This window comes from Microcella sp. (assembly GCF_019739195.1).
In the GTDB taxonomy this organism is placed as follows: domain Bacteria; phylum Actinomycetota; class Actinomycetes; order Actinomycetales; family Microbacteriaceae; genus Microcella.
Window position 1 is genome coordinate 1,432,337 of sequence record NZ_JAHHDS010000003.1, and the last position, 26,669, is coordinate 1,459,005.

A 26,669-nucleotide genomic window follows, 5' to 3' on the forward strand; every position below is an offset into this window, starting at 1 on the left:
GCGCTCTCGCTTCAGCGCTCACTCGCGAACGCGAACCAGTCGGGTGACGACGAGCCCGAGCGCAACTGCCATGCCGCCCAGCGCCAGCAAGGGCAGCACGGGAGCAGCACCGGTGGCGGCCAGGTCGTTCTCAGCGCCGTCACCGCCCAGATCGGGAGCCGGCCCTGAGGGGCTCGGAGACGGAGTGATCGAGGGTGAGGCGCTGGGTAAGGGGTTGACGTCGTCGGCAGGCTCGACCTCGATGTCGAGCTCGAGCGTGCGCGGCTGGCCGTCTCCCGAGCCGGTCACGGTGATCGTCGCCGAGAACGTACCGAACTCTTCGGGTTCTCCGCTCACGACGCCGGTTGACGGGTCGAGCACCAGACCTTGCGGCAGCGCCCCGTCGGTGATCGAGGCCGACATGCCATCGACGTCGATCACCACGGTGCTGAACGAGAACGGCTCGCCTTCGACCCCCTGCAGGGGAGCGACGGGCTCGGCCATGACGACGAGATCGAAAACGAGCAAGACATCACCCGTCAAGAGCACCACCAGCAGGGTCGCTCCATCATCCGAGACGGCGACACGGTAGGGGCCGGCGGCGTCGATGGGATCAAGGTAGCTCGCGGTCGAGCGATCGAGCACGAGTACATCTCCGCCGAAGTCGGCAACATAAAGAAGAGGCACAACCGGGTTGGCGGCCACCGAGGTCAACTGGCCCGAAGCCAGGAGCACCGTTTCGGTCACGGCGCCATCAGACAATCGCCACTGGGTGAGATCGCCTGTGATTCCGTGGGCGGTCCACGCATGCACGCCGTCGGGATCGAGGGTGAACGCACTGTTGTCATCGATGCCGGTCGCCACGATCTCGGTCGCCCCCGTCGCGAGGGCGATGCGCACGCGCTCCGCTGAACCTTCGGCCCCCGCCCACGCCGTGGCATCGTCGATGACGATCACGGGGCTGGGGTTGTCGACGCCCGAATCGACGTATCGCTCGACCGTGCCGACGTCGAGGTCGAGGATGGCGATCTCGTCGGTCGCGCGATTCGCGAGCACCGCACGGTCTCCCGACGGTGTGACGTCGACCTGATCGGGGGCCCACAGCAGATCGATGGTCGCGATTGACGCGGGGTCGGTCGAGAGGTCGATGTCATACACCTCGCTGCCCGTGAAGCTGGCCACGAGGTACCGGTCGGCCTCGGGATGCGCGACGAGATCGGTCGCCCGGTTCGGCAGTGCGACCGTGCGATCGACGACACGTGTCGCAAGATCGACGACATCGAGTCTCTGGCCGTCGCTCGAGGCGACGACGGCATACTGGCCGTCTTGAGACACGACCACGCCGACGGGAGAATCACCGACGTCGATGGTCGAACTGGGGGCGGCGAGCGCGATCGAGACCGGCACGACGACGAGGGCGGCGACGCCCGCTGCCACCCCCGCCGTGAGTGCCTTGCGGCGAACAGACATCATCGATCGAGCCTCTCGGGGAATGTCGGGCAGAGGAGGGGTCTCGCGCAGCGCACCGGAGCGAAACGAGAGAAGATGTCATTCCATAGTTGCAGAAGCCCGACAACTTGGCCACCGTCAACGGTCGAGTGCGACCGTGACGACGAGCGTGAGCGCCACCACGCTGCTGGCGAGCAGCACGGCGAGCGTGCGCAGCATGAGCGGCCACGGGTCGCGACGGTCGGCCGTCGATCGCCTCACGCGCGGAGTCGTCGCCCCGACGACGAGGGCGACCATGGCGAGACTGGCGGCGACGATGCCGACGAGGGGCTCGCCGAGCTGCAGCGCCGTCGCGGCAGCCACGAGGGCGACGAGAGCCGAGTGAGCCGCCGTGCGCTGCCACGACAGGCTCGTGCGGTCGACCGGCGCGCGCTGAGCATCCACGAGGTGATCAGCGCGCGAGCTCGATCGCCTGGAAGGCCGCGAAGCCTGCCAGGAACAGTCCGACCGCGACGACTCCGGCCACGAGCCACGGCAAGGCAGAGGGATGCGGCAAGGGCTCGCGAAGCCGCAGTGCGCGCTCGGTGCGACGCCACGAGACGAGCGCCCAGATGCCGAGGGCAGTGCCACCGAGGCTCGCAAGCCCGGCGATCGCGATGATCACGAGAGGCAGGTCGCCGAAACTCGCGAGGGTCGCGAGGGCGACTCCGCCAGCGACGAGCGCCATGCCCGTGCGAATCCACGACAGGGCAGTGCGCTCGTTCGCCAGCGAAGCCTGCACCTCGGGCTCGTCTCCCACTGAATAGACAGAGCGGGGGCGGCGATCGTCGTCAGTCATGATCGCACGGTAGCGCTGCCCGGCGACTCGCAACTACCCCTTGACGGCAGCTACGCCCACTCACTCGGCGCGGGCTCGCGACGCGAGGGCAGGGCGGCGGCGCCGCTCCAGTCGGCGAGCCATTCCGGCAAGGGGTGGTTCTGCGGGTCGAGTCCGAACAGCTCGGCGAGCTCGGGGATGGGCACGATGCCGCCCGATTTCTTGAGAAAGCGGGCCTTGATGACAGCGCGCGCGCAGATCTCGCCGTCGCGCACGAAGCGCTGCTCGACATAGCCAGCAATGTCGTCGATGCCGACCATGCGGCTCTCGAGCTCGTAGGTTTGCCACAGTTCGAGTGAGCGGCGGTAGGTGATCGTCGAACTCACGATGACCGGGTAGTAGCCGCGCCGGGTCAGCTCGCTCCAGACGCCCGAGCGCACCATGAGGTCGATGCGGCCGAGATCCATGAGCGAGAGGTAGACGCCGTTGTTCATGTGCCGCTGCAGGTCGAGGTCGTTCGGCAGCACGCGAAAGCGCACCGTGCCGACGTCGGTCGGGGCAAGCGCGGCAGCGCGGCGAGCACGCCAGAGCACCCACCAGAACCGGAAGACTTTGTTCACGGCGCCACGATAGGCGCTCAGCGGTTGCGGTGGTCTTCGATCGTGGCCTTCGCACCGAAGCGGGGTGCCTCGACACCCAGCGACGTGACGAGTCGCACAACCCGCTGCCGATGGCCGCCCCACGGGGCCAACAGGTCGAGCATTCCTGCGTCGTCGGCGCGGTCGCCCGTGAACCACGTGCCGATCACGTGCGGCAGGTGCGCATCGCCAACGCTCACCAGGTCGGGGTGGCCGTGCGAGCGCTGCAGCACTTCGGCGACCGTCCACTCGCCGACGCCGGGTATCGATCGCAATGCAGCCTCGAGCGCCGCCGGCTCGCGCTCGCTCAACCGGTCGAGCGACGAGGCGACCGCCGCGACGCGTCGAACGGTCGCCATGCGCTGCGGGCCCACCCCCGCCCGGTGCCAGTCATGATCGGGGATGCTGCGCCATCCCACCCCGTCGGGCATGACCGTGAGCCCCTCGGGCGCGGGGCCGGGCGCCCGCTCGCCGTGCTGCCGCACGAGCGTGCGCCACGCGCGTCGCGCCTCGACGCCCGTCACCTTCTGCTCGAGCACCGCGGCAACGGCCGCCTCGAGCACGACGCCCGTGCTCGTCAGTCGAAGCCCGCGGGTACGACGCCGCACACGGGCGAGCGCGCTCGACGCCGGGTCGTCGCGCTCGGCGAGCAGCTCGTCGAGCGCGCGCCAGTCGTCGTGCTCGCCGATGAGGTGCGGCGCTCGAGCCACGCTCCATGCGGCGCCCGCACCCCAGGCCTGGGCCCGCACCAGCGGACCGTCGACGATCAGCCGCAGGGTCGCAGCGCCCTCGGGCGTGCGCTGCGCGCGCCAGACGTCGCGCCAGGCTCCCGGCCCCTCGACGGCGTGCAGGGTGGGGTCGCCGCGTCCGCGCCGGATGACGCCGAGTGTGGCGGCGAGATCGCGCGGCTCTGACGGCTCGAACTCGAGCTCAGCATCCGCAGTCGCGACGATCACGCGACCAGGCTAGGTCAGCCCGCTGTCACTACGGGCAGGAATAGGTGAGGCCGTCGACCTCCCAGACTCCCGGGCCCAGGTCGCGGCAGGCCTCGGTCAGGAAGCCCCAGAACGCGACGCCACCCGCCACGCTGAGACCGACGACGACGAGCGTGAGTGCCATCAGCACGAAGCCCACGATGACCCCGGCGAGCGCGAACCCGTTGCCCTGGCCGACGCGCTTCGACTGGGCAAGGGCAACGAAGCCGAGAATGATGCCGATCACGTGCAGCCCGATGATCGACAGCACGAGCGAGATGATGCCCATCGTGCGGCCCGGCACGGGCTCGACGGGCAGAGCGTACGACGACGGGGGTGGGGCGTCGGTCATGTCGACTCCTTACTCAGTGGGTGCGAGGCGCACGACAACCGACTCGTTGGCGCGCCGGCCGCGCAGCTTTCCCATGGCGCGAATCGCCGCGTACTGCACACCGTACTTCTCGCTCAAGGCCGCGTCGAGACGTTCACGCGACTCGGCGTCGTCGTGCACGCTCGCGTTCGCCTCGACGATCGGTGCCGCACGGTCGGGAGTGCCCGCTCGGTCGCATGCCTGCAGCGTCACTCGGGGCGTGTGCCGCATGCGCTTGACCTTGCCCGACTCGGCTCCGGTGGTCACCACGAGGGCATCGCCGTCGCGCGCGACCCACACCGGCGTGGGCACCGCGACGCCCGACCGCCGCGTCGTCGTCAGCAGCACGTACTGCTCGTCGGCGAGGGCGAGCAGGGCGGTCGAGTCGGCCATGCGTCCTCCGTCAGGGCGTGCGGTGCGGGTGCCCTCACGGTAGTGCGCATCGCCGCGGATGCGCCGAGAACTGCGCGGGCGCACCTCGCTTTCGCGCGTCGCGCCCCGAGCGGCCATGATGGAACCATGCGCATCGGAATGCTCACCTCCGGCGGCGACGCCCCCGGCCTCAACGCGGTCATCCGCGCCGCCGTGCTCACCGGCACGACGGTGCACGGCCACGACTTCGTCGGCTTCAAAGACGGCTGGAAAGGCGTGGTCGAGAACCACACCCTGCCGCTTGGCCGGCACGAGGTGAAGGGCATCTCGAAGCAGGGCGGCACGATTCTCGGCACGAGCCGCACCAACCCCTTCGAGGGCATCGGCGGCGTCGACCGCGTCAACGAGGTCTTCGCCGCGAACGAACTCGACGCCCTCATCGCCATCGGGGGCGAGGGCACGCTCGCGGCCGCAAAGCGCCTCACCGACGAGGGCGTGCGCATCGTCGGCGTTCCCAAGACGGTCGACAACGATCTCGACGCCACCGACTACACCTTCGGCTTCGACACTGCGGTGCAGATCGCCACCGAGGCGATGGACCGCCTGCGCACCACGGGCGACGCCCACAACCGCTGCATGGTCGCCGAAGTCATGGGCCGGCACGTCGGCTGGATCGCCCTGCACTCGGGCATGGCCGCGGGAGCCCACGCCATTCTCATCCCTGAGCAGAACACCAGCATGGAGCAGCTCTGCAGCTGGGTCATGCGCGCCCACGACCGCGGTCGCGCACCGCTCGTCGTCGTCGCCGAGGGCTTCACACTCGACGGAGCCGACGAGCCGCACTCCGAGCGCGGCCTCGACGCGTTCGGCCGACCTCGACTGGGGGGCATCGGTGAGCTCATCGCCCCGATGATCGAGCAGCGCACGGGCATCGAGACGCGGGCGACCACCCTCGGCCACATTCAGCGCGGCGGCACCCCCAGCGCGTTTGACCGCGTGCTCGCCACGCGGCTCGGCATGGCGTCGATCGGTCTCGTCAATGATCAGGCATGGGGCTCGATGGTCGCACTGCGCGGCACCGACATCGTGCCCGTCGGGTTCGAGGCGGCTCTCGGCAAGCTCAAGACCGTGCCGCAAGAGCGCTACGACGAAGCGGCACTGCTCTTCGGCTGAACCCTCGCCGTGCGCGGCAGGGCGGCCTAGGCTGGCTCGCATGACTCTCGGCTGGCAGATCACTCGCAGCGCCGCTGAGGGTGGTGACGCGACGGTCGCTCTCGTCGACCTCGACGATGACGCGCTGCAACCACCCGCCGACCAGCGAGGCGACGTGACGGTCGATGTCACCTGGTCGAGCCTGAACTACAAAGACGCGCTCGCTTTCGCCGGCAACCCGGGGGTCGCGCGCATCTCGCCCCTCGTGCCCGGAATTGACGTCGTCGGCGCGGTCGCCGCGTCGACTCATCCCGCGTGGGCGGTCGGCGACCGCGTGCTGCTGAACGGCGCGGGAGCCGGTGAGACGCGGCACGGCGGCCTCGCGAGCCGTGCCATTCTCGACGGCGGCACTCTCGTCGCCACCCCGTCTGCTGTCACGGATGCCCACGCCGCCGGCATCGGAACCGCGGGCTTCACGGCCATGCTTGCGGTGCTCGCCCTCGAGCGGCACGGCATCATTCAGGGCGACGTGCTCGTGACGGGCGCCAGTGGCGGACTCGGCGGCTTTGCCGTCGCCCTGCTCGCGCGCGCGGGCTTCACGGTCACCGCCTCGACGGGGCGAGCCGAGAGCGCCGCAGACCTGCGCGAGCTCGGTGCCACCTCGGTCGTCGACCGCGACGAGCTCGACCGCGAGTCGCGCCCGCTCGAGTCACAGCGGTTCGACGCGGTGATCGACTCCGTCGGCGGCCGCTCGCTCGCGACGGCACTGTCTCAGCTGCGGCAGGGCGGCGCGGCCGTCGCCTGCGGCAACGCGGCCTCAGCCTCGCTCGAGACGACGGTCATGCCGTTCATCTTGCGCGGCGTTGCCCTGCTCGGTGTCAACTCGACCGTCACGGGGCTGCCACTGCGCGAGCAGGCCTGGGCGCGGCTGGCGACCGAGCTCGATGCCGACGTCGTCGACCGCATCGCCCGACCCATTCCCCTCTCCGAGGCGCAATCGGCGGCGACCGATCTGCTGGCGGGCCGGGTGCGAGGGCGCCTTTCGGTATCGATCGGAGATCTCGCATGACCGCTCTGCTCATCACCGGCCTCGTGTTCGCCGCCATGGCTGCTGTGCTGCACCTCGCGTTCTTCGTGCTCGAGAGCGTGCTCTTCCGCCTGCCCCTCGGGCGACGCATCTTCGGCGTGCGCCCCGAGAACGACTCGGCGCCGCTGCGGCTCTTCGCGGTCAACCAGGGGGTCTACAACCTGGGGCTCGCGCTCGTGGTGCTCGTGGGCATCATCCTCGTGCTGGCGCGCGACTCGTGGGGAATCGGTCTCGTCGTCGTCATCACCGGATGCTCGCTCATGGTGCTCGCCGGCATCGCCCTGGCCGTCACTGCGCCGAGACGCATGCTGCCGATCGCTCTGGCGCAGGGTGGCGTGCCGCTTCTCGCGATCACCGCCCTCGTCATCAACGGCTAGGGCACGACCGGGGGGCAGTTGTCGTCGGGGTCCATCGCATACTCGGCGAGCGCCCTCACGAGCGCCTGACTCGAGCGCTCTTCTGCAATGCGGTGCACGGTGAGCCCGGCAGCGCGGGCGTCGAACGCCGTGCGAGGGCCGATGCAGACCACGGCGGTGCAGTCGGGCAGCGGCGCGAATTGCTCGGCCACCTGTCGGGCGACACTGCCCGAGCTGATGATGAGGCCGGTGATGCGGCCCGCGGCGACGTCGCGCACGACCTCCGCGGGAGCCTCGACGCCCACCGTGCGGTAGGCCGTGACGAACCGGGCGTCGACGCCCCGCTCGAGCAAGCCGCTCACGAGCGTCGGCTCCGCGATCTGCGACTGCGGCACGAGCACACGTCCGCGCACGTCAGCGGCGGGCCACTCTTTAACGAGTCCGCGTGCCGAGTGATCGCTCGGCACGAAGTCGACCGGGTAGCCGGCCAGTTGCAGAGCGTGCGCGGTCGTCTCGCCGACGGCGGCGACGCGCGTCGATTCGGGGATGCTCACGCCGTGCCCCACGAGCACATCGACGGTCGTCGCGCTGGTGACGACGAGCCACTCGACTTCGCCGCGCTGCAGAGCCGCGAGTTCGTCGGCGAGGCGATCGGGGTCGTCGCTACCCGCGAAGTTGATAAGTGGGGCAATCACCGGAGTCGCGCCGAGTGCCCGCAACTGCGCGGCGATGCCGTCGCCCCACTTGCCGCCGCGGGGCACGAGCACGCGCCAGCCGAGCAGCGGCTTGATCACCGGCAACGCGCCGGTGGGCGTGCGCTCGATGGTCACTTCAGGCAGAAAAGTCATCACTCCATGATGACTCTCCCGGCACGAGAGTCATAATCGAGCGCAGCGCCCGACGGGCTCAGTCGTCGCTGAAAATCGCCCAGGCGACGAGGCCCACGACGGCGACGGCCGCCGCGGTCGCGCCGATGATCCACGGCACGGGGTTCGACTCATACGAGCTTTTCACGCGGTGGGTGAGCTCGCTCGCCTGCTTCTTGACGTCGAGGCGCTCGTCAATGGCGTCGAGGGTCTGCTCGAGCTTGGCACGGGCGCTCTCAACGGTGTTCGACACGGTGTCGCTCATGATGTCTCTCGCTTTCTGATGCCACGCACGACGCGCACATCTTCTTTCACGCTCTCGATGGTCTCGGTGGGGGTCGGCGGCACGCCGTGCTTCAACTGGGCGACGCCGATCGCGGCGGCGATGCCCGCGAGCAGCAACAGGGCCCCGCCCACGATCAGCGCGGCCGCCCACGCCGGAACCACGAGCGCCAGGGCCAGTACCCCCGAAGCCGTCAGCACGAGCACCGCGAAGAAAGCAAAGGCGCCCGCCGTGACGAGAAAGCCCGCGCCGATGCCCGCGGCCTTGAGCTTGCCGACGATCTCGGCCTTGAGCGACTCGATCTCTGCTTCGATGAGCTCGCGAATCAGGCCGGGAATGTCGGTGATCAGCCTGAACAATCCGCGCCGTTCGCGCGGCGAACCCTCTGGGTTGGTCATCGTGATCGCGCCCTGCACGTCACGACGACGAGCCGGAGCTCGCCGCCTTCGACCGCGTTGCGGGCTTCTTCGCCGTGGATGCCGACGACGTACTGGTCTTCGTCGCCGTCTTCGCGGCCGGCTTCTTCGACGAGGCACCGGTGACCTGGTTCACGATCTTCTTCGCACCGTCTGAGACGAACTCCGCGACCTCGGGAGCCTTCTCCTTGACGAAGTCTTCAACCTGGTCGACGCGGCGCTTGACGCGCGGGCTGTTCCAGAACGAGTCGGCGGCACGCTTGATTTCTTCGTAGCGTTCGCGGCCAGCACGGGTGCCGAGCACGTAGCCGACGGCCAGGCCGGCGGCGAACAAAATCTTGCCTCGCATGTCGATCTCCTCTTGAGTCACGCCACCCGACCGGTTCGGCGAGATCGCGGTGGCGCCCCCAGCGTACTGCGAACCCCCCTGCACCTCACCAGCGATACGGAGGGGATTCCCAGGCCGGAACGTAACGTCTACACTTCCGCGGCAGCGTCGGTGGCCGTCGCGGTCGGCGCCTCGGGGGCGAGCGGCGCGACCGCGTCGATCGTTGTGCGGATCACGTGGGCGATGCCCGGCCCCACGGTGTGTTCGCCGACGAGCGCGATGACTGTCGACGGATGCTCGCTCGCGGCACGCTCGCTCGGGAATGCTCCCCCGGCCCAGGTCGAGAGGTGCGCGCCGAGCACGACCTCGTTGAGCTCAGGCTCACCCCACAGCTCGCCGACAGCGCGCACGGCACCCTCGAGCGTCATCGCGTTCGACCCTTCGACCCGCACAACGGTAGACGTCCGGTCGTCGCCAGTGACCCCGGGCCAGAGAGCAGATAGGTCGACTGCCCGGCGCACGCCGTCGCGCCTGCCTCGTTCGGCGAGCACTCCCGCGTCTCGCGCACCCACCGGCACCTTCTCCGAGTCGAGAACGAGCGTCACGACCGCACGTTCAGGCACCGCGGCGACGCCGAGTGGGGCCGCGAGCACGAAGGCTCCCTCGAGAACCTCTCCGTTGACGACGGCACCCTCGTCTGTCAACTCGTCGACGCGGGTGCCGAACTCAATCGCGACACCAAACCGTTCTAGCTCGGCGCGCAGAGCGTCGATCAGCCTCGATGGCCCGCCTTCGAGCGTCGCGAGCTCGGCGTTCTCGGGCTGGTCGAGACGCAGGCTCGTCACGGCACGCGTGAGCGAGTTCTGCTGCAGCATGCGGTGCCGCAGCCCGGGCACCTCGGTGACCAGAATCGACGCGGCGTCTCGGCCAGTTTGCGCCTCGACCACCGGGGCAACGAGGCGTTCGACGATGTCGTCACCCATTCGGATGCGCACCAGCTCATCGAGCGTGGTCGCGTTCGCCCCGCGGGGTCCGGGCAGCAGCGCGTCGAGCATCCCGCGCCAGGCCGCACGGCGCCCGATGATCGCGACGGTATCGGCGGCCAAGGGAGCTGCGGGTACTCCCCACCAGTGCACAGCAGGAAGCGGATGCACGCCGGCGTGCGTAGAGAGCCACCAGCGCCGAGGAAGAGACGTCGTCACCGCCGGAGCGTGGTCGACGCGCCCCAGCAGCGACGACACCGCGTCGTCGGCTGCGTCGAGCTGCAGTGCGCCCACATCGATGCGGTGCCCGGCGATCTCTGCATGCGCGAGCTGGCCGCCGGCCTCGGCAGACGCCTCGAGCACGCGCACCGTGTGACCCTGCAGCACGAGCTCGCGTGCGGCAACAAGACCGGCGAGGCCGGCGCCGATGACGGTGATCTCGCTCACGACGTCACGACACTGCTCTCGGTCTCGGCATGCCGGTCATGCCGAGACCCGATCGAGCAGCGCGAGGAGCGCGAGGCCGTACGCCTCCGGGGCCGAGACGCTCGAGAAGACCTGCCTGTCTCCGTCGAGGTCGAGAGTGACGGCGTAGCCGTCGTCGGTGCGCTCGAGAGTGCGGAACGCGACACGCAGCAGGTCGCGCAACTGGTCTTCGCGCGGCAGCCAGAGAGCGTCATTGACGTCGACCGAGTCGAGCGCCCATTCGGTCGTGCCGTTGAAGCCGAGCACGGTGCCGGTCGAGTACTCGTGCGCTTCGACCGTGAGCTCGCTGACGGTGAAGACCTCAGAGTCGAACTCGCTGCGGTCGATCTGGAATCGGTCACCAGACGCTGGCTTCCAGCGCAGCCCCGCGTCGCGCAACTGCCGAGCGAGCCCAGTGCTGATCATGGCGCCATCGTGCCACGTCGAACCGGGCGCCCGCTCAGAGAACGGGGCCCGGCTCGACGACGCGCTGCGGTCAGGCCTGCTGAAAACGGCGGCCGATGACGACACCGAAGCCGGCGAGCGTAATGAGCACGGCCGCCAGGCCGATGCCGACCAGAGCGTTGGATGCACCCGTCTCGGCGAGCGACGACAGGTCGCACGCCTCGTCAGCCGCGGCGAACTCGTACTCCCACCGGGTCTCTGCTTCGAGAGGGAAGCCGTAGCCCTGCAGAGGAGTCGCCTCGACGACGACCTCGCCGGCGGGCATGGCCCACTTGCCGGCAGCCGTCTGCTCTCCGTCGACCCACCACTGAACACCCTCTGTGCTCGGCAGCACGACCCAGTTAGTGGCGTCGAGGCACGTGGCGGGAGTGAACGTGACGCTCCCCTCGGTCAGCGGCAGGGTGGGCAGGCAGTCGTCGTCGTACACCGCGAAGGTGCGCTCGAACGGTGCCGGGTCGGGAGAGATCGTGTAGCGGTCGCTCTCGGGCGAGGGCTCGACGCGAACGCTGTCGCCCTGCTCGACGTCGTAGGTGCGCGTGAGCTCACCGTCTGCCCACTCGACGACGAAGGGGGTCTCGTCGTTGATGAAGACCGTGTAGGCGATGCCCTCGACCCGATAGATCGTGAAGCTGCCGCCGAAGAGGCACGAGTCTGTGTAGGTCACCGGGTCGGTCAACTCGACGGTCGTGACGCACTCGCTGCTGCGGTCGGGCCCGAGCAGCTGCCCGGTGAACGTCAGCACCGTGCCGCCATCAGACACTGTGCGCCCGGGGGTGGGGGTCTCGAACTCGACGAAGCGAGCATCCGGGTCGATCGTGACGAACACGACCTCGTACGAGCCGTCAGTGAACTCTTCGTAGCTCTGCAGTTCGGCGAGAGTGTCGTCGGCCACGATGAGCTTCGACGGGTCGAGGCGCTGACCCAGGTCGCACGTCGGGTCGATGAACCCGATCGATGCGTTGGTGAACGTCTCTTGACCCAGCTCGCACAGCTCGTCGTCGGTGAAGACGAACGGCCATGAAGTCACGGCTCCGTCGGCGAAGGCGTAGGGGCCGCCTTCGGCATCAGGATCGATCTCGACGGTCACGGTGTAATTGCCGGCCTCGAGCACCTCGATGGGCGTCAGGCTGCCCGGCGTCTCGACGCCATTCACGAACCACACCACACCCTCGACGGGGGGCAGCAGAATCGATGCGCCGCCCCTCTCGCAGGTGCTCTTCTGCGCCACCGGCTCGACCGTGATCGGCTCGGCGGTGCAGTCGGTGGTCGCCGGCGGGTAGGCGATGGCGATCTGCATCTCGGGGTTGACCTCGAGGGTCACCTCGGTGAGCGTGCGCGTCCAGGCGAAGTTCTCGTCGTAGGCCGTCTCGTACCAGTTGCCGTCGACGTCTTGCGCCCAGCCCGGCCAGCCCGTGGGTTCGCCGGTAATCGGGTCGACGCTCGCACCGGGCCACAGGATGCGGCCCGTGAGGGGCTCGCCCACCGTCACCTCGCCGAGCTCGATCACGTGGTTCTTCGTCTCGTCGCCGGGGTAGGCGAAGATCAGGCGCGCGGTCGTGCTGGTGAGCTGACCGTCGGGGTCGTTGACGACCACCGAGTAGTTGATCCACGGGGTGTCGTTGTCGCACTCCGAGGCCGTGAAGGTCTCACCGTCGAACGTCGGGGGCAAGCACAACTCGGGCTCGGTGAACTCGAGCGTGAAATCGCGCGTCTGCGACAGCGTGCCGCCGTTGTAGAGCACGTAGCCGCTCGCGGCCGTGGCGCGCAGCACGATCGCGCTCTCGTCGGTCACGGTGTAGGTGCCGGGCGCCACCGGTGTGCCCGCGATCGACCAGGTCACACCGAGCACCGTCGGCACGGTGTAGCTGCCGTCAGTCGTGCACTCGATGTCGACGACAGGCTGCACGGTGAGAGAGCAGACCTTGTCGCGGCCACTGGCCTTGACGGTCGAGTCAGCCACGATTGTGGTGCCGTCGCCCCAGTGCAGGGTCACGGTGTACGACGTCGCGGGGTTCGTACGGTCGACATCGAGGTCGAAGAACGAGTCTCCGACAGGCGCGACGCCAGAACCGTTGAGCGACGGGTTGCCGGCGACAACGTAGGTGTACGGCACGCTCACGTCAGAGAGGTTCTTGACGCGGAAGGTGTACGTGGGGTCGGGCGCGCACTCTTCCATGTAGGTCAAGCGCAGGTCGACCTCGACCGGGCACGGCGTGTACTCGCCCAGGTCGAACTCCCACTGACGCTCGGTGCCCGGCGCGAAGATATAGCCGTTGAGCGGGGTCGCCACTACCGTGAACACACCCTCGGTGGCGTCGTCGATCGCGACGCTGTCGAGTCCCGCGACCGAGCCGTTCTCGTCGGCAACGCCGCGGTAGACCGTGTAGCCCACGTAGGGGTTGGCCACGTCAGAGACATCGATCGAGCCGTAGGTGCCGCACTCGACGATGGGGTTCGCCGTCGGTGCGATCGGGTTCGCGACATTACAGCCGGGCTGCGTGTTCAGGTAGGTCGGGGTCGGACCGGTGAAACCCATGCCGTGCAAGAAGCGCTCGGTGAAGGGATTGCTCGGGCCGAAGAGCTCGGGGCCGACGTAAGGCATGCCCGTGAACGAGGCGTAGACGTCCCCCTGGCCACACTCGACCGGAGCGTGGAAGAAGTAGGTGCCGACGGAGCCGATGTAGCCCTCGGGGTCGTCACCGGCCGGGTCGGTCGATCGCAGCGTCTGCGGCCAGATGCTCGTTGACGAGCTGTAGTTCCACGCTGCCGCGACGACCCAGAAGTCGTTGCAGAGCTCGTCGCTGTAGCCGTCACGCGCTGCCACCGTGATGAGGCCGGAGTTCGCGGGGTTGCCGCTCGTCGCCGTCGACAGGTTGTAGTACGTGTACGACACGGCGCTGGCGGGCAGGCAGGGAAGCACGCAGTCGTCGGGCTCGGTGAACACGAAGGTGAACTCGTCAGTGGCACCGGGCTCGAGCCCGAACTCGGGCGCATCGGCCTCGGCTCGCACGACGATCGTCTGCGCGGTCGTGACCGTGTAGGTGCCCGGCTGAATCTCGTCGTTGCCGATGAACCAGCGCACGCCGTCGACGTCGTCGAGCGTGTACGAGCCGGTGGTGTCGCACTCGAGGTCGACCATGCGCGCGGTCGGGGTCACGAGATTCTCTGTCGGCAGATCGCCGCAGATGAGGAACGCGCCCGAGCTGCGATCTTGGTTGAAGTAGGTGCTGTTGAACTGCACCCACTCGACCGTCCACTGTCCGGTGAGGTACGTCGAGTACGAGAACGCGAAGACGCCGGAATCTCGCTCGGCGTTCGAGAGCGGCAGCGTGTACGGACCGCCCGGGGCGTTCACGCGCACGACCAAGCCCGACTCGCTGGCCGGGTCTTGACTCTGGCGGATGTCGATCTGGGCGTTGATCTGGAACTTCGAGCCACCCTGCACGATGTCCATGTTGATGTGGTCACCGTTGGTGAGAGCTCGGCCCTGGAAGTTGGTGGCCGTGACGCAGTCGAGGTCATTGCCCGGCGTCGAGGCGTTGATGCGGAACCCGAGGTGCGAAAGGCCCGCATACGTGTGGGTGTAGCTCGTGCCCTCGGTCTCGCTCGTGTCGACGATTGAGAGGACGGTGCCGCCCTTCACGCAGACGTCGACGTCCCAACCGTCGACGATCGACCACGTCACCGTTCGCTCTGAGGCGTCCCAGCTGATCGTTCCCCAGGCCGCCGTAAACGAGCCGTCGTTGCTGTTGAGATTGTCGAGGGCCGCCGGCTTCTGAAAACCGATGCTCGAAGCGCTGCAGACCAGGCCGCCCTGATCGTAGGTCGTGACACCACCGGCGTCGACGATCGGTGTCGGCAGACCGCTGCTGGGTGGCGTCGCGAAGGCGGGAGCCGCACCGCCCGCGGCCATGCCGAGGGCGAGGATGGCGGCGGTCGAGCCCGCGAGAAGACGACGACGGAGGGTACTGCGGCGCTCGTGACGGCGCTGCTCTTTGCGCAACATAAAGGGGTTCCTCGGGTAGGGAGCCCGTGCTCACTTGGGGGGAGAGTGCAGGTGTTCGGGTATTCGGGTTGTGGTGCGTGCGCCGTCGTGGGTGCGACGCGCACAGGCAGTGGTGGTGCAAAGTCCAACAATATTCGGTTTTCGAACCTGATCGCTATATAGAACGGTCTGTCTGCCCGCAGAAGGGGGTGATCGCGCGCGCGCGAGCGGGCGAGCACGCCCCTCGACGAGGATGCGCCGGGCCGTGTTCGGGTCGGCCCGGCGCATCTGCGCTCGTCGAGGTTCGGGTTAGATCTCGACGCTCCGGCGACGGACGACGAAGCCCATTCCAGCGATCATCATCAGGACCGCTGCAGCGCCGATCCACGCGGTGGCGGAGTTGGTGCCCGTGTAGGCGAGGCTCGAGAGGCAGTCTTCCTCAGACATGCCGTCGGCGGTCCACACGGTCTGCTGCTCTGGGTCACTCCAGGTCCAACCGCCCGGGTTCTGCTGAGTCGGTTCCTCAAGGCTGGCCGTGAGCATCACGGCAGAACCCCACGGCAGCTGGTGGCTCGTCTCTCCGGCCACGATCTGACCGTTGAGCGTCCAGATCACTCCACCCTCATTGGTGAGCGTGACGACGGGGCCGTTGCCCTCGCAGTCACCGGGAGTGATCTCGGCAGCCGCGACCGTCGCCGGGAAGGTGCCGGGGCAGAACGCAGCGCCGATGAACGAGTGGCTCCAGGGCTCATAGCCCTCGTTCAGCTCAAAGCCGTCGGCGGGCGTCGCCGTGACGACGACCATGTCAAGAGGATTGACCGCGATCGTCACTGTGTCTGCTCCGTTGAAGACGACCGCCATCGGGGCGCCGCCATTCACCGTGTACGTGTACGACGCATTCTCGACATCGGTCACGGTGAAGGTGGCGACGCGCAACGCGTTCGGCCCCGCGCCTTCGCAGTAGTCCTCGTAGGTCACGATCGGCACCACGACGGAACCGAGTTCGCAGTCATCCGGCTCGGTGAACGTGAACGTCCACGTGATCGCACCTGTCACCGGATCGACGACACCGAGGCCGCTCTCGTCATTCAGACCGTACTCGTCTGCGAACTCATCGAGCACGTCGACCGTCACGGTGATGACTCCCGCCTCAGTGACCGGCACGGTACCCGGCAAAACCGGGTCCCCGGCCATCGAGGTGCTCCACAGAAGCTTGCTGCCGTTCTCCTCGGCGAGGCCGAGGCCGACGGTGAACGAGCCGCTGGGCCGCTCGCACGTGAAGCCGATCGACGAGGCCGTTACGTTGATGGTCGGCAGCGTCGGCGGCTCACAGTCTGGAACCTCGAGGTACGTCTCAAGGTTGTCGTGTCGAGCGTCGTAGATCGGCGGCCACCCGATGTTGTCATTCGGGTAGGTGATCGACGCTGGCCAGGTGAAGCCACCGGTGTGCGAGACCTTGTCTTGCTGAACTGCCCAACCTTCTCCGCACACGTTCTCGGGGAGGACGCTGGGGAACTCCGTGAACCAATCGACGCCAAGCTGCGAGTCGATGAACGTCTGAGGCCCTGAGTTGGGCCACGAGGCGGGGGCATCGGGGTTCAGCTTCTTGTAGAGGTATAGGCCAACCTCGTAGATGACGGGCGGTGGGGGCGTCGACGGCTTCACGCAGTCATTCGCCAGAATCTCGGCACCCGTGAATCCGTCAAAGTCGGTCGTGAGGTTCTTGCCCGGGTATGACAAGTACTCCCAGGTCGCATCGTTGCCGTTGCCGACCTTGTGCCAGTACGAGAAGGCCTGAATGATGTCGGCATCATGTTCCTGGTCGTGGCCCGACTGGTTCGTCGCGGCGGCGTCGTCGTCGATCGACAGCAGGTTCCAGCCCTCCGCCGCGGTGTCGGGAGGAGTCGCGTGGCACACGGCGACTTTCGTCGCACCGCCATCGGGGTGCGGCGCTGGGCCACCGCCTCCGCCTCCGCCAACCTCGTCGCCCAGGCCGGGGGGCACGACCGCGGGAGTGACAGTCGACTCAGTCGGCTCGTCGCGCACCGGCTCGACGACAGTCTCGGTGCCGACGTTCTCGTCGACCGCAGAAACCAGGTCGTCGGTCTCGGCGAAAGCAGCGCTAGCGCCGCCGACGCTCATGCCGAGCATGAGAACAGCGGCGGTCGCCGCAGACATAATTCTGGAACGCAACATGGAGTGCTCCTGGGGGTAGGGAGCCCAAAGATCCACGCACAGTGCAAGCGGGGGAGGTTCGGGTATTCGGGTATTCGGGTGTGTTGCTCACGTGAGATTCGACTAAAAGCGGGTATGTCGAAAATCAACGCAACGGCACTGTAGTACTCCGCGCCGACACACACCAGGACAGACTGGTCGGTCTACCCCCGAAAGGGGAGAGTTGCGTTCAGTGGACGAACTCGAGCAGGTCGACGCCGAGCGCGCGCAGAGCATCCATCACCCGCAGTCGGCGGGGCAGATCGGTGTCGTCGAAGTGCACCGAGACCGCGTAGGCGACCCCGGCCCGGGGGCCGCGCAAGATGCCCGCCTCGCTGCGCACTCCCGCGTCGGTGCCCGTCTTGTTGACCATCCAGGTGTTGTGTTCGACGCCGCGATGCGAGAGCGGGTCGCGCCCGAAAGCGCTCGCGACCATCGAGAGGTCGGCGTTGAGCGAGAGCCAGCTGAGCACGCGCTGGCTCGTAGCGGGGTCAATGATGTGACCGTTGGCGAGTGCTTGGAACAGCCAGGCGAGTTCTGCCGTAGAGCCGACCGACAACTGCGGCGCATCATCGGGCCCGCGCACATCGCGCACGCGGTCGAGCAGCGCCGTGCGCACGAGGCCGAGCTTCTCGGTGCGCGAGCGCACCGCGTCGAGGCCGACGTGCCGCAGCAGCACGTTCGTCGCGAGGTTGTCGCTCGTCGCGCCGACAAGTGCCGCGAGGTCGGCGATCGGGAAGGCGGGGGCCTGCAGGTGCTGCCAGAGGCCGCTGTCGGCCACAGCATCCTGTGCCGATCTATCGGCGATCGCGTAGTCGCTCACCGTGTGATCGGTGAGCCGGGCGCTCACCTCGATGAGCAGCAAGATCTTGCCGATGCTCGCCGTCGGCAGCACGATGCGCTCGTCGACCGCGAAGACGCTTTCGCCCGAGTCGAGGTCGACGACCGCGACTGAGACGCGCGCGCCCTCGTAGGCCACGGCACCGAGCACGCGGTACGCGGGCCTGAAATGCGGTTGCCGCTCAAGCGCCAGATGGCGCGCCTGACGCGGGGCGCCCGCCCGAGCACCCCGATCTCGCGTCAGCGGCGCATCTACCAAATGGCCACCCGGGCGTCAGGCTCGAGCCAGAGCTGATCGGCAGGGGTGACGTCGAACGCCTCGTAGAAGGCATCAAGGTTGCGTACGATCTGGTTGCACCGAAACTCGTTGGGCGAGTGCGGATCGATCGACAGCAGCCGCAGCGCCTCTTCGGGGCGAATGGCGATCTGCCAGGCCTGCGCCCACGACAAGAAGAAGCGCTGAGCGGCCGTGAGGCCGTCGATGACCGGCGGCTCAGCGCCGTCGAGCGACAGCAGGTAGGCCTTCCAGGCGATGCCGAGCCCGCCGAGGTCGCCGATGTTCTCGCCGATCGTGAGCGCGCCGTTCACGTGGTGGCCGGGCGTCTCAGTCGGTTCGAGCGCGTCGTACTGGGCGATGAGGCTTGCCGTGCGCGCCTCGAACGCCGTGCGGTCTTCTTCGGTCCACCAGTCGTGCAGTCGCCCGTCGCCATCGAAGCGCGAACCCTGGTCGTCGAAGCCGTGGCCGATCTCGTGGCCGATGACGGCGCCGATCGCGCCGTAGTTGGCCGCAGCATCCCGATCTTCATCAAAGAACGGAAACTGCAGGATGGCGGCGGGGAAGACGATCTCGTTAAAGCCGGGGTTGTAATAGGCATTGACCGTCTGCGGGGTCATGAACCACTCGTCACGGTCGATCGGCGAGCCGATCTTCTTCAGCTCGCGCTGAAACTCGAACTCGCCGGCAGCCTGCACGTTGGCGAGCAGGTCGTCGGCGTCGATCTCGAGCGACGAGTAGTCACGCCAGCGGTCGGGGTAGCCGATCTTGGGCGTGAACTTCTGTAGCTTGTCGAGGGCACGCTCGCGCGTGGCAGGAGTCATCCACTCGAGCGTCTCGATGCTCTGGCGGTAGGCCTCGACGAGGTTTGCGACGAGGTCGTCCATCGCCGCCTTCGCGGTCGGCTTGAAGTGCCGCTCGACGTACGTGGCGCCGACCGCCTCGCCCATGGCGCGCTCGACGAGGGCGACGCCGCGCTTCCAGCGCGCGCGCAGTTCAGGGGCGCCGGTGAGCGTACGGCCGAAGAACGCGAAGCTCTCGTCGACGAAGGCGCTCGACAGATACGGTGCCATCGATCGCACGATCGCGTAACGCAGCCAGTCGCGCCACTCATCGAGGTCGCGACCGGTGAGCTCGGCAGCAATGCCATCGGTGACGTCGGGCTGGCGCAGCACAACCTCGGCGAGCGTCTCGGCCGGAATGCCGTAGCCATCGCGCCACGTCGCGAGGTCGACGCCCGCAACGCGCGCGGCCCAGTCGTTGAAGGTCGTGAGGTTGTAGGTCGCCTGAGCATCGCGGCATCTCACGGTGTCCCAGTGGTGCGCGGCGATGGCCGTCTCGAGGGCGACCACGCGCTCGGCGCGAGCCGCGGCGTCGTCGAGGCCCGCGAGCGAGAGCATGCGCTCGACGTGCGCGCGATAGGCGGCGAGCGTCTCGGCATGCTTCTCTTCGCGGTAGTAGGCCTCGTCGGGCAGGCCTAGCCCGCCCTGCTCGACGAAGACAAGGTAGCGCTCGGGGTCGCCCGGGTCGTTGTCGACGAAGAGCTGCACGAAGCCCGGCACCCCGCGGCGCTCGAGGCGGCCGACGGTCGCGAGCAGAGCATCCACATCAGCGACCGCGTCGACCTCCGTCAGCAGCGGTGCCAGCGGTGCTGCGCCGAGGGCCTCGATGCGCTCGGCGTCCATGAAGCTCGCATAGAGGTCGCCGACCTTCTTCTCAAGCGTGCCGGCTTGAGCGTTCTGCGCCTGCTCGATGATCTCGCGCACGGCCTTCTCGGCTTCTTCGGCGAGCACCAAGAACGAGCCGTACCGCGCCTTGTCCTCCGGAATCGGCGTGCGGGCGATCCACTGCCCGTTCACGTGGCGGTAGAGGTCGTCTTGCGGTCGCACCGCGGGGTCGAGTTCTGCGCGGTCGATGCCGCTCGCAAGCACGTCAGTCACCCGCCAGAGCCTAATGGCCCGACCCGTGCAGCGGGCAGAAAAGTCAGTCCAGCGATGTCGCTGCGGTTCGGGATGCCCTCCGCGCGCCCCCCACCGCCGCCACCAGCACGGCCGACGCGAGCGCCGCAAGCGCCCCGGTCGCTGCCGCGACCCCCCCACACCGCTCCACCCACGCCCGCGAGTGGATACGCCACCGCGTACCACGCGTGCGACGTCGAGAACCGCGCGGCGAAGACCGCGGGGCGGTCGGCCGTGGCGACGTCGCGCCGAATGAGGCGCGCGCTCGGTGTGCTGATCGCCGACGAGGCCGCGCCGAGCAGCAGCCAGAAGACGCCGAGGCCGAGCAGATCGAGCCCGGGCCCGGCTTCGATGAGCGCGACGACGGCCAGCACCGCGATGGCGGCGATGGCCCCGCCCGTCATGACAACCCGATCGGTGGTGCGCCTCAGCAGGGCCGGCAGCGCCAGCGCCACGAGAATCGACCCGGCGCCGAACAGGGCCAGTGCGATCGCGAGCGGCGTGACGACGTCGTCGACCTCGCCCTCGAGCCGCAGTGCGATGACGACGGTGTTGACGAGCACCGTCGCGTAGACAGCAGCCACGACGGCATCGAGCAGCGCGAGAAAGCGCGTCGACTCGATGGTCGCGATGAGCCGCAGCCCGCGCACGAGCCGCGAGACGAAGGGCTCGCCCGTGACGGGCGTGCGCAGCTGCAGGCGCGAAAGCAGCACGGCGATGAGCGAGAGGGCGAAGCCGACAGCGGTCACCGCGAACAGCCACGAGGTGGGCAGCAGTGTCACGAGCAGGGCGGCGAGCAGCGGGCTCACGAGCGACTCGAGGTCGTAGGCGAGCCGCGAGAGCGACTGGGCGGCGGTGTAGTCGCCTTCGTCGGGCAGCACTTCCGGAATCGCGGCCTGAAAAGTAGGGGTGAAGACGGCCGACGCGGTCTGCAGCAGCAGAATCGCCACATACAGCTGCCAGGCCTCGCTCACGACTACGAGCGAGAGCGCGATCACGATGCGTGCGGCGTCGGCGCCGATGAGGATCGCGCGCGATGAGCGACCGGCGAGCAGCGCCGTCGCGATGGGCGAGACCACCACATAGGTCGCGATGCGAATGGTGAGCGCGATGCTCAGCACGACGCCCGCATTGTCGCCCGCGATGCGCGCCGCGAGCAGGGCGATCGCGACCGTCAGCACGCCGGTGCCCAGCAGTGACGCCACTTGCGAACCGAACAGGGCGGCGAAGCGGCGGTCGCGCAGCACCGAGAGCATGCACTGATGCTAGAGCGGGCTACGGTGGCGTCGTGACCGACTCGCGCCCCCCACTCGGCCGCGCGCTCGATCGCGACATTCTCCGCCTCGCGGTGCCCTCTCTCGGCGCACTCGTTGCCGAGCCGCTGTTCGTGCTCACCGACACGGCGATGGTCGGCCACCTCGGGGTCGAGCCGCTCGCGGGCCTCGGCCTGGCGAGCACGGTGCTGCAGACCGCGATCGGGCTACTCGTCTTTCTCGCCTACGCCACAACTCCCCTGGTGGCGCGACGGCTCGGGGCGGGCGACCCGCGCGGCGCGCTCAGCGCTGGGGTCGACGGACTGTGGCTCGCGCTCGGCATCGGCGTGCTGCTGCTCGCGGTCATGCTGCCCACGAGCGAGCTCGTCGTCGGCTGGTTCGGCGCGGCGTCCGCCGTGACAGCCGCGGCCCTCGTCTATCTGCAGATCGCGTGGTGGGGCATTCCCGCGATGCTGCTGGTGCTCGCCGCGACCGGTCTGCTGAGAGGGCTGCAGGATGCTCGCACGCCGCTCATCGTCGCCGCGGCCGGCTTCGGCGCCAACATCGCGCTCAACGCGGTACTCATCTACGGGCTCGGGCTCGGCATTGCGGGGTCGGCGATCGGCACGGTCATCGCGCAGTGGGCCATGGCCGCCGTGCTCGTGGGCGTGTGCGTGCGGCACGCGCGCGCGGCGCGGGCCGCCCTGCGCCCGGGGCGCGCGGGCATCGCGGCCGCGGGCCGCGCCGGCTCGTGGTTGCTGTTGCGCACCGTGAGCCTGCGCGTCGCGCTCGTCGTCACGGTCGTCGTCGCGACGGGCTTCGGCACGACCGAGCTCGCGGCAACGCACGTCTGGTTCGCGATCTACAGCCTGCTCGCCCTCGCGCTCGACGCCCTTGCGATCGCGGGCCAGGCGCTCATCGGTCACGGCCTCGGCGCGGCAGAGGTTGATCGCGTGCACGCGATCACGCGGCGCCTGCTCGCCTGGGGTGCCGTCGTCGGAGTGGTGCTGGCGGTGCTGGTCATGGCGGGCATCCCGCTCATTGCGCTCGTTATGACCTCTGATGATGCGGTGCGCGCCGCCCTGCCGCTCGCTCTCATCATCCTCGCGATCGGGCTACCGCTCGCAGGTCTCGTGTTCGTGCTCGACGGAGTGCTCATCGGCGCAGGCGACGGCCGCTATCTGGCGATCACCGGCGTGCTCAACCTGCTGGCCTATCTCGCCGTGCTGCCGTTCGTGAGAGAACTGGGCTGGCTGCTCGCCGCGTTCACCTTCGTCTACCTGGGCGCTCGCGCGCTGACGCTCGGCCTGCGCGCTCGCGGCTCGGCCTGGATCGTGACCGGCGCGACCCGCTAGCGCAGTTGGCCGAACGCCTCGGCCTTCACCGTCGGCCCGGCGACGAGAATCGTGTCGTCGGGCTGCACGACAGTGTCGGAGTCGGCGTTGCACCAGGGCTCGCCGCCGCGCCGCACGGCCATAACAGTCACGCCGTACTTCTGCCGGATGCCGCTGTCGCCCAGTCGTCGGCCGATGACAATGCTGTTGGGGCTCATCTTCACGAGCGAGTAGTCGTTGTCGACGGGGATGTAGTCGAGCGCCGCGCCGCGCACGAGGTGGGCGACACGTCTGCCCATCTCGGCCTCGGGGTAGGTGACGTGCGCGACCCCGAGTTGCTCCAGAATGCGGCCGTGCTGATCGCTCGTCGCCTTCGCCCACAAGTGCGGAATCTCGAATCCGCGCAAGATGGATGCGGTGAGGATGTTCGCCTGAATGTCGCCGCCGATCGCGACCACCGCGCGGTCGAACTCGTGCACGGCGAGCTGCCGCAGCGTCTCTTCACGGGTCGAGTCGGCGCGCACCACCTGCGTGAGCTCGCCGTTGAGCGACTGCACGATCTCTTCGTCATTGTCGATGCCGAGCACCTCGGTGCCCGTCTCCATGAGTTCGAGGGCGAGCGCGCGACCGAAGCGACCGAGCCCGATCACGACGACCGAGTCTGCCTCGGCAATGCGCCCGGCCCGGCCGGTGCGGAAGGGTGACTTAGCCAATGGAGGGCCTTTCTTTCGGAAGCTCGTAGAGGGTTCGGCGCTCGCGCAGCACGAGCGCGGTGCCGAGCGTCAGGGGGCCGAGTCGGCCGAGGAACATGAGCACCATGAGCAGCGCTTGCGCCTCGGGCGGCAGGTCGCCGGTGATGCCCGTGCTCAAGCCGACCGTGCCGAAGGCGCTCGCGGCTTCGAACAGCAGCACGTCGAGGTCGAGGTGCGTCATCGTCATGAGCGCAACCGTCGCCGCGGCGACGGCAGCCGCCCCGAGAAGAGCAATCGTGATGGCCTGACGGTGCACGGCGCGAGAGAGCCGCTTGCCGAAGATGTTGACGGCCCCGTCGCCGCGCAGTTCGGTGATGATGATGAACAGCAGCACCGCGAAGGTCGTGACCTTGATGCCGCCAGCGGTGCCCGCCGGGCCGCCGCCGATGAACATCAAGATGTCGATGCCGAGCCACGTCTCGGGCTGCATGAGGCCCACATCAACGCTGTTGAACCCGGCGGTGCGCGCCTGCACTGAGTGAAAGAAGGCGACGAGCAGGCGGTCGCCCCACGACATCGTGCCGATCGTGCCGGGATTGTTCCACTCGTTGGCCGCGATCCAGATCGTGCCGCCGCCGAGCAGCACAGCGGTCATGCTCAGCACGATGTTGGTGTTCATGCTCCAGTGCAGGGGGCGTGTGAACTCGCGACGCAGCTGCAGCAGCACCGGAAACCCGAGACCGCCGAGAATGATCGCGATGCACATGGGGATCGCGATGATCGGGTCAGTCGCGAAGCCGATCATCGAATCGGAGAACAACGAGAAGCCCGCGTTATTGAACGACGACACTGCGTGGAAGATGCCGAGCCAGGCCGCATTGACACCGTCGTAGCCGTACGCGAACGCGAACCGCAGCGACAGAATGACGGCGAGCACGGCCTCGATCGCGAGCGACGTCAGCAGAATGCCGCGAGCGAGTCGACCGGCGTCGCCAAGTGTGACGCTACGGTTCTCCGTTGCCGTCAATACGCGGTTGCGCAGGCGCATGCGGCGTGCCAGCGTCAAGCCGATCAGCGAGGCCACGAGCATGATGCCGAGCCCGCCCACCTGAATGAGCACAATGATGACGATCTCGCCGAAGAGCGAGAATGCCGCGGGAGTGTCGACCACGATAAGCCCCGTCACGCAGACGGCCGAGACAGCCGTGAAGGCCGCATCGAGCACGGTAACCTCGGCACCGGGCTCGTGCGCCCAAGGCAACGACAGCAGGCCAGTACCGACCGCAATGACGGCGAGAAACCCCAGGACGACGGCTTGCGGGGCGTTGAGGCGAAAGCGTGTGAGGGCCGATGTGCTGCGGCCCCTCGAAAACGGCACCCGCAGACTCTAGTACTCCGGCCGCAAAACGCAAGCGCCGGGCCCTGCGCACGACGACGGGCGCCCGAGCCGAAGCCCGAGCGCCCGATCGTGTGAGGCGAGACTCAGTTCGTGACGGCGTCCTTGACGTCGTCACCGGCCTGCTTGAGGTTGGCCGACGTCTGGTCGGCGCGACCTTCCGCCTCGAGCTCTTCGTTGTCAGTGGCCTTGCCAGCGGTCTCTTTCGCCTTGCCGCCGAGCTCTTCGCCCTTGTGCTTCATCTTGTCTGCTGCATCGTTCATGGTCGACTCCTTGTCGTCGTCGGTTCTTTTGTCGATCTCGTGGATCGACCTCACCAACGGTGCCACTGCGCGCAGTCGACCGCGCCCCCTTGACTTCTCAGCAAGCCGTCGGCATCCTTCGCCTGCTGCGCCACTGTTAGCGTTGTCGGACGCGCTGCCTCCGGTCAACGAGCGCGAGCATCCTCTCTCTCGAAAGATCGTCGTGACTACATCTGCGGGCACTCGCCCCTCTCTCACCGCCTGGCGCCTCGCCGTGTTCGCGGTGTTCGCCATCAACGGCCTCGCGATGGCGAGCTGGTTCGCCCGCACGCCCGCTATCCGCGACGCGCTCGACGTGCGTACCGACCAGTTCGGCGTGCTCATCATGGGCATGGCAGCAGGCTCGATCGCCGGTCTGCTGGCGTCGTCGCACATCATTGCGCGCATCGGCTCACGCACGACGATTCTCATCGCCCTGGTGAGCTGCCTCGGTGCGCTCGCCCTCATGGGCTTCGGCTCTGAGACGCTCGGCTCGTTCGCCGTCACCTTCATCGCGCTCGTGGTCTTCGGGGCGACGACGGGCATCACCGATGTGGCCATGAACGTCGAGGGTGCCGGGGTCGAGCAGGCTCAGGGCCGCAGCATCATGCCGTGGTTCCACGCGGCGTGGAGCATGGGCACGATCGTCGGGGCCGCGATCGCCGCGGGCATCACTGCGCTCGGAGTCTCGCTCGACGTGCACCTCGCCGGCATGGCCGTGCTGCTCGCGATCGCGGCTCTCATTGCCGTGCGCTCCCTGCCGCGTCATCGCGCCCTGCCCGGCCTCGATGACGACGGCCCCGGCCCCGCCACGACGACATTCCGCGAGCGCATGGCTATCTGGCGCGAGCCGCGCACCCTCGTGATCGGACTCATCGTGCTCGGCATGGCCTTCGCCGAGGGCTCGGCGAACGACTGGCTCGCCCTCGCCATGGTCGACGACCGCGGTGTGACCGAAGCGACCGGTGCTCTCTACTTCGGCCTCTTCGCCACGGCCATGACGGTCGGTCGCATCGGCGGCGTCTGGGTGCTCGACCGGTTCGGCCGCGTGCCCGTGCTGCGAGCCTCGGCCCTGCTCGCCATGCTCGGCATCGCCATCCTGATTCTCGTGCCCCACCCCGTTGCAGCCGCGATCGGCATCGTTGCCTGGGGGCTCGGCGCTGCGCTCGGATTCCCGGTCGGCATGTCAGCCGCCGCCGATGAGCCGTCGAAGGCCGCGGCGCGCGTCGCCGCTGTCGCGACGGTCGGCTACTTCGCCTTCTTGGTGGGGCCGCCTCTGCTCGGCTTCTTGGGCGAGCAGTTCGGCCTGCTCAACGCTTTCTGGGTCGTGCTCGTGCTCATCGCGCTCGCCTTCGTCGCGACGCCGGCCGCGCGTGAGAGCGGCGCGGCCGCGGGTGCGGCGTCGGCTGACGCCCCGTCGACGGATGCCCGCCCCTAAGCTC

At 68.4% G+C, this 26,669-nt stretch carries 26 protein-coding genes; 5 read left to right on the forward strand and 21 right to left on the reverse strand.

Going from position 1 to position 26,669, the window contains the following annotated elements; all coding sequences use genetic code 11:
• Positions 1–18 precede the first annotated feature (18 nt).
• The 7 genes from KL788_RS08670 to KL788_RS08700 form a co-directional block, all read right to left on the reverse strand.
• Positions 19–1,452 carry a putative Ig domain-containing protein gene (locus KL788_RS08670; RefSeq protein ID WP_293170422.1) on the reverse strand — a complete coding sequence of 478 codons (1,434 nt, stop codon included), beginning with the start codon at positions 1,450–1,452 and terminating at the stop codon, positions 19–21.
• A gap of 114 nt (positions 1,453–1,566) precedes the next feature.
• On the reverse strand, positions 1,567–1,872 hold the full coding sequence (locus KL788_RS08675) for a hypothetical protein (RefSeq protein WP_293170424.1): 306 nt from the start codon (positions 1,870–1,872) through the stop codon (positions 1,567–1,569).
• A gap of 7 nt (positions 1,873–1,879) precedes the next feature.
• Positions 1,880–2,266: a YidH family protein gene (locus tag KL788_RS08680; protein ID WP_293170426.1), complete on the reverse strand. Its 387-nt coding sequence runs from the start codon at positions 2,264–2,266 to the stop codon at positions 1,880–1,882.
• 50 nt (positions 2,267–2,316) lie between these two features.
• A complete protein-coding gene (locus KL788_RS08685; protein WP_293170428.1) occupies positions 2,317–2,865 on the reverse strand; it encodes an acyl-CoA thioesterase in 549 nt (182 codons plus the stop codon).
• A gap of 17 nt (positions 2,866–2,882) precedes the next feature.
• A complete protein-coding gene (locus KL788_RS08690; RefSeq protein WP_293170430.1) occupies positions 2,883–3,839 on the reverse strand; it encodes a DNA-3-methyladenine glycosylase family protein in 957 nt (318 codons plus the stop codon).
• 28 nt (positions 3,840–3,867) lie between these two features.
• Positions 3,868–4,209, reverse strand: a complete 342-nt coding sequence (locus KL788_RS08695) for a DUF4190 domain-containing protein (RefSeq protein ID WP_293170432.1) — start codon at positions 4,207–4,209, stop codon at positions 3,868–3,870.
• Positions 4,210–4,218: 9 nt separating this feature from the next.
• Positions 4,219–4,737: a PPOX class F420-dependent oxidoreductase gene (locus KL788_RS08700; RefSeq protein WP_293170434.1), complete on the reverse strand. Its 519-nt coding sequence runs from the start codon at positions 4,735–4,737 to the stop codon at positions 4,219–4,221.
• A 9-nt stretch (positions 4,738–4,746) separates the two neighbouring features.
• Between KL788_RS08700 and KL788_RS08705 the strand changes: the two genes are divergently transcribed.
• From KL788_RS08705 to KL788_RS08715, 3 genes are read left to right on the forward strand one after another with little or no spacing between them, the layout of a single operon-like run.
• Positions 4,747–5,772: a 6-phosphofructokinase gene (locus KL788_RS08705; protein WP_293170436.1), complete on the forward strand. Its 1,026-nt coding sequence runs from the start codon at positions 4,747–4,749 to the stop codon at positions 5,770–5,772.
• A gap of 40 nt (positions 5,773–5,812) precedes the next feature.
• Positions 5,813–6,820 carry an acryloyl-CoA reductase gene (locus tag KL788_RS08710; RefSeq protein WP_293170438.1) on the forward strand — a complete coding sequence of 336 codons (1,008 nt, stop codon included), beginning with the start codon at positions 5,813–5,815 and terminating at the stop codon, positions 6,818–6,820.
• Entirely contained in the window at positions 6,817–7,215 is a 399-nt protein-coding gene (locus KL788_RS08715) for a DUF1304 domain-containing protein (protein ID WP_293170440.1), read from the forward strand. The genes KL788_RS08710 and KL788_RS08715 overlap by 4 nt, the downstream gene beginning before the upstream one ends.
• On the opposite strand, the gene KL788_RS08720 is transcribed toward KL788_RS08715, so the two are convergent.
• The 11 genes from KL788_RS08720 to KL788_RS08770 all read right to left on the reverse strand — a co-directional run bounded on the left by KL788_RS08720 (position 7,212) and on the right by KL788_RS08770 (position 21,527).
• Positions 7,212–8,042, reverse strand: coding sequence for a uroporphyrinogen-III synthase (locus KL788_RS08720; RefSeq protein ID WP_293170442.1), 831 nt, complete (start codon positions 8,040–8,042; stop codon positions 7,212–7,214). The genes KL788_RS08715 and KL788_RS08720 overlap by 4 nt on opposite strands.
• 58 nt (positions 8,043–8,100) lie before the next feature.
• Positions 8,101–8,325, reverse strand: coding sequence for a DUF3618 domain-containing protein (locus KL788_RS08725; RefSeq protein WP_293170444.1), 225 nt, complete (start codon positions 8,323–8,325; stop codon positions 8,101–8,103).
• Positions 8,322–8,741 carry a phage holin family protein gene (locus KL788_RS08730; RefSeq protein WP_293170446.1) on the reverse strand — a complete coding sequence of 140 codons (420 nt, stop codon included), beginning with the start codon at positions 8,739–8,741 and terminating at the stop codon, positions 8,322–8,324. Before KL788_RS08730 ends, KL788_RS08725 begins: the two co-directional genes overlap by 4 nt.
• 19 nt (positions 8,742–8,760) lie before the next feature.
• Entirely contained in the window at positions 8,761–9,108 is a 348-nt protein-coding gene (locus tag KL788_RS08735; RefSeq protein ID WP_293170448.1) for a YtxH domain-containing protein, read from the reverse strand.
• Between the two features lie 128 nt (positions 9,109–9,236).
• The gene (locus tag KL788_RS08740) at positions 9,237–10,517 is read right to left on the reverse strand and encodes a protoporphyrinogen/coproporphyrinogen oxidase (protein WP_293170450.1); all 1,281 of its coding nucleotides are present in this window, start codon (positions 10,515–10,517) and stop codon (positions 9,237–9,239) included.
• A 36-nt stretch (positions 10,518–10,553) separates the two neighbouring features.
• Entirely contained in the window at positions 10,554–10,961 is a 408-nt protein-coding gene (locus tag KL788_RS08745; protein WP_293170452.1) for a pilus assembly protein CpaE, read from the reverse strand.
• A 70-nt stretch (positions 10,962–11,031) separates the two neighbouring features.
• Positions 11,032–15,006: a hypothetical protein gene (locus KL788_RS08750; RefSeq protein ID WP_293170454.1), complete on the reverse strand. Its 3,975-nt coding sequence runs from the start codon at positions 15,004–15,006 to the stop codon at positions 11,032–11,034.
• Positions 15,007–15,294: 288 nt separating this feature from the next.
• Positions 15,295–17,181, reverse strand: coding sequence for a hypothetical protein (locus KL788_RS08755; protein ID WP_293170456.1), 1,887 nt, complete (start codon positions 17,179–17,181; stop codon positions 15,295–15,297).
• Positions 17,182–17,389: 208 nt separating this feature from the next.
• Positions 17,390–18,190 (reverse strand): serine hydrolase, encoded by an 801-nt coding sequence (locus tag KL788_RS08760; RefSeq protein ID WP_293170458.1) that lies wholly within the window; start codon positions 18,188–18,190, stop codon positions 17,390–17,392.
• 101 nt (positions 18,191–18,291) lie between these two features.
• A complete protein-coding gene (locus tag KL788_RS08765) occupies positions 18,292–20,253 on the reverse strand; it encodes a M13 family metallopeptidase (RefSeq protein WP_293170460.1) in 1,962 nt (653 codons plus the stop codon).
• Positions 20,250–21,527, reverse strand: a complete 1,278-nt coding sequence (locus KL788_RS08770) for an MFS transporter (protein WP_293170462.1) — start codon at positions 21,525–21,527, stop codon at positions 20,250–20,252. Before KL788_RS08770 ends, KL788_RS08765 begins: the two co-directional genes overlap by 4 nt.
• Before the next feature lie 32 nt (positions 21,528–21,559).
• Here KL788_RS08770 and KL788_RS08775 point away from each other — a divergent pair, with 32 nt between their 5' ends.
• On the forward strand, positions 21,560–22,879 hold the full coding sequence (locus KL788_RS08775) for an MATE family efflux transporter (protein ID WP_293170464.1): 1,320 nt from the start codon (positions 21,560–21,562) through the stop codon (positions 22,877–22,879).
• On the opposite strand, the gene KL788_RS08780 is transcribed toward KL788_RS08775, so the two are convergent.
• The 3 genes from KL788_RS08780 to KL788_RS08790 form a co-directional block, all read right to left on the reverse strand.
• The gene (locus KL788_RS08780) at positions 22,876–23,571 is read right to left on the reverse strand and encodes a potassium channel family protein (protein WP_293170466.1); all 696 of its coding nucleotides are present in this window, start codon (positions 23,569–23,571) and stop codon (positions 22,876–22,878) included. The two genes, KL788_RS08775 and KL788_RS08780, sit on opposite strands and share 4 nt — an antisense overlap.
• Positions 23,564–24,928, reverse strand: a complete 1,365-nt coding sequence (locus KL788_RS08785) for a TrkH family potassium uptake protein (RefSeq protein WP_293170468.1) — start codon at positions 24,926–24,928, stop codon at positions 23,564–23,566. The genes KL788_RS08780 and KL788_RS08785 overlap by 8 nt, the downstream gene beginning before the upstream one ends.
• Before the next feature lie 104 nt (positions 24,929–25,032).
• Positions 25,033–25,209, reverse strand: coding sequence for a CsbD family protein (locus KL788_RS08790; protein WP_293170470.1), 177 nt, complete (start codon positions 25,207–25,209; stop codon positions 25,033–25,035).
• Between the two features lie 202 nt (positions 25,210–25,411).
• On the opposite strand from KL788_RS08790, the gene KL788_RS08795 reads away from it, so the two are divergent.
• Positions 25,412–26,665 carry an MFS transporter gene (locus KL788_RS08795; protein ID WP_293170472.1) on the forward strand — a complete coding sequence of 418 codons (1,254 nt, stop codon included), beginning with the start codon at positions 25,412–25,414 and terminating at the stop codon, positions 26,663–26,665.
• Positions 26,666–26,669 lie beyond the last annotated feature (4 nt).

Excerpts from the sequence above, each read along its gene's own strand:
- KL788_RS08705 (WP_293170436.1), top strand. The coding sequence starts at position 4,747 with ATGCGCATCGGAATGCTCACCTCCGGCGGCGACGCCCCCGGCCTCAAC.
- KL788_RS08730 (WP_293170446.1), bottom strand. The coding sequence starts at position 8,741 with ATGACCAACCCAGAGGGTTCGCCGCGCGAACGGCGCGGATTGTTCAGG.
- KL788_RS08720 (WP_293170442.1), bottom strand. The coding sequence starts at position 8,042 with ATGACTTTTCTGCCTGAAGTGACCATCGAGCGCACGCCCACCGGCGCG.
- KL788_RS08680 (WP_293170426.1), bottom strand. The coding sequence starts at position 2,266 with ATGACTGACGACGATCGCCGCCCCCGCTCTGTCTATTCAGTGGGAGAC.
- KL788_RS08790 (WP_293170470.1), bottom strand. The coding sequence starts at position 25,209 with ATGAACGATGCAGCAGACAAGATGAAGCACAAGGGCGAAGAGCTCGGC.
- KL788_RS08745 (WP_293170452.1), bottom strand. The coding sequence starts at position 10,961 with ATGATCAGCACTGGGCTCGCTCGGCAGTTGCGCGACGCGGGGCTGCGC.
- KL788_RS08670 (WP_293170422.1), bottom strand. The coding sequence starts at position 1,452 with ATGATGTCTGTTCGCCGCAAGGCACTCACGGCGGGGGTGGCAGCGGGC.
- KL788_RS08770 (WP_293170462.1), bottom strand. The coding sequence starts at position 21,527 with ATGCTCTCGGTGCTGCGCGACCGCCGCTTCGCCGCCCTGTTCGGTTCG.
- KL788_RS08710 (WP_293170438.1), top strand. The coding sequence starts at position 5,813 with ATGACTCTCGGCTGGCAGATCACTCGCAGCGCCGCTGAGGGTGGTGAC.
- KL788_RS08695 (WP_293170432.1), bottom strand. The coding sequence starts at position 4,209 with ATGACCGACGCCCCACCCCCGTCGTCGTACGCTCTGCCCGTCGAGCCC.
- KL788_RS08700 (WP_293170434.1), bottom strand. The coding sequence starts at position 4,737 with ATGGCCGCTCGGGGCGCGACGCGCGAAAGCGAGGTGCGCCCGCGCAGT.
- KL788_RS08735 (WP_293170448.1), bottom strand. The coding sequence starts at position 9,108 with ATGCGAGGCAAGATTTTGTTCGCCGCCGGCCTGGCCGTCGGCTACGTG.
- KL788_RS08755 (WP_293170456.1), bottom strand. The coding sequence starts at position 17,181 with ATGTTGCGTTCCAGAATTATGTCTGCGGCGACCGCCGCTGTTCTCATG.
- KL788_RS08715 (WP_293170440.1), top strand. The coding sequence starts at position 6,817 with ATGACCGCTCTGCTCATCACCGGCCTCGTGTTCGCCGCCATGGCTGCT.
- KL788_RS08725 (WP_293170444.1), bottom strand. The coding sequence starts at position 8,325 with ATGAGCGACACCGTGTCGAACACCGTTGAGAGCGCCCGTGCCAAGCTC.
- KL788_RS08750 (WP_293170454.1), bottom strand. The coding sequence starts at position 15,006 with ATGTTGCGCAAAGAGCAGCGCCGTCACGAGCGCCGCAGTACCCTCCGT.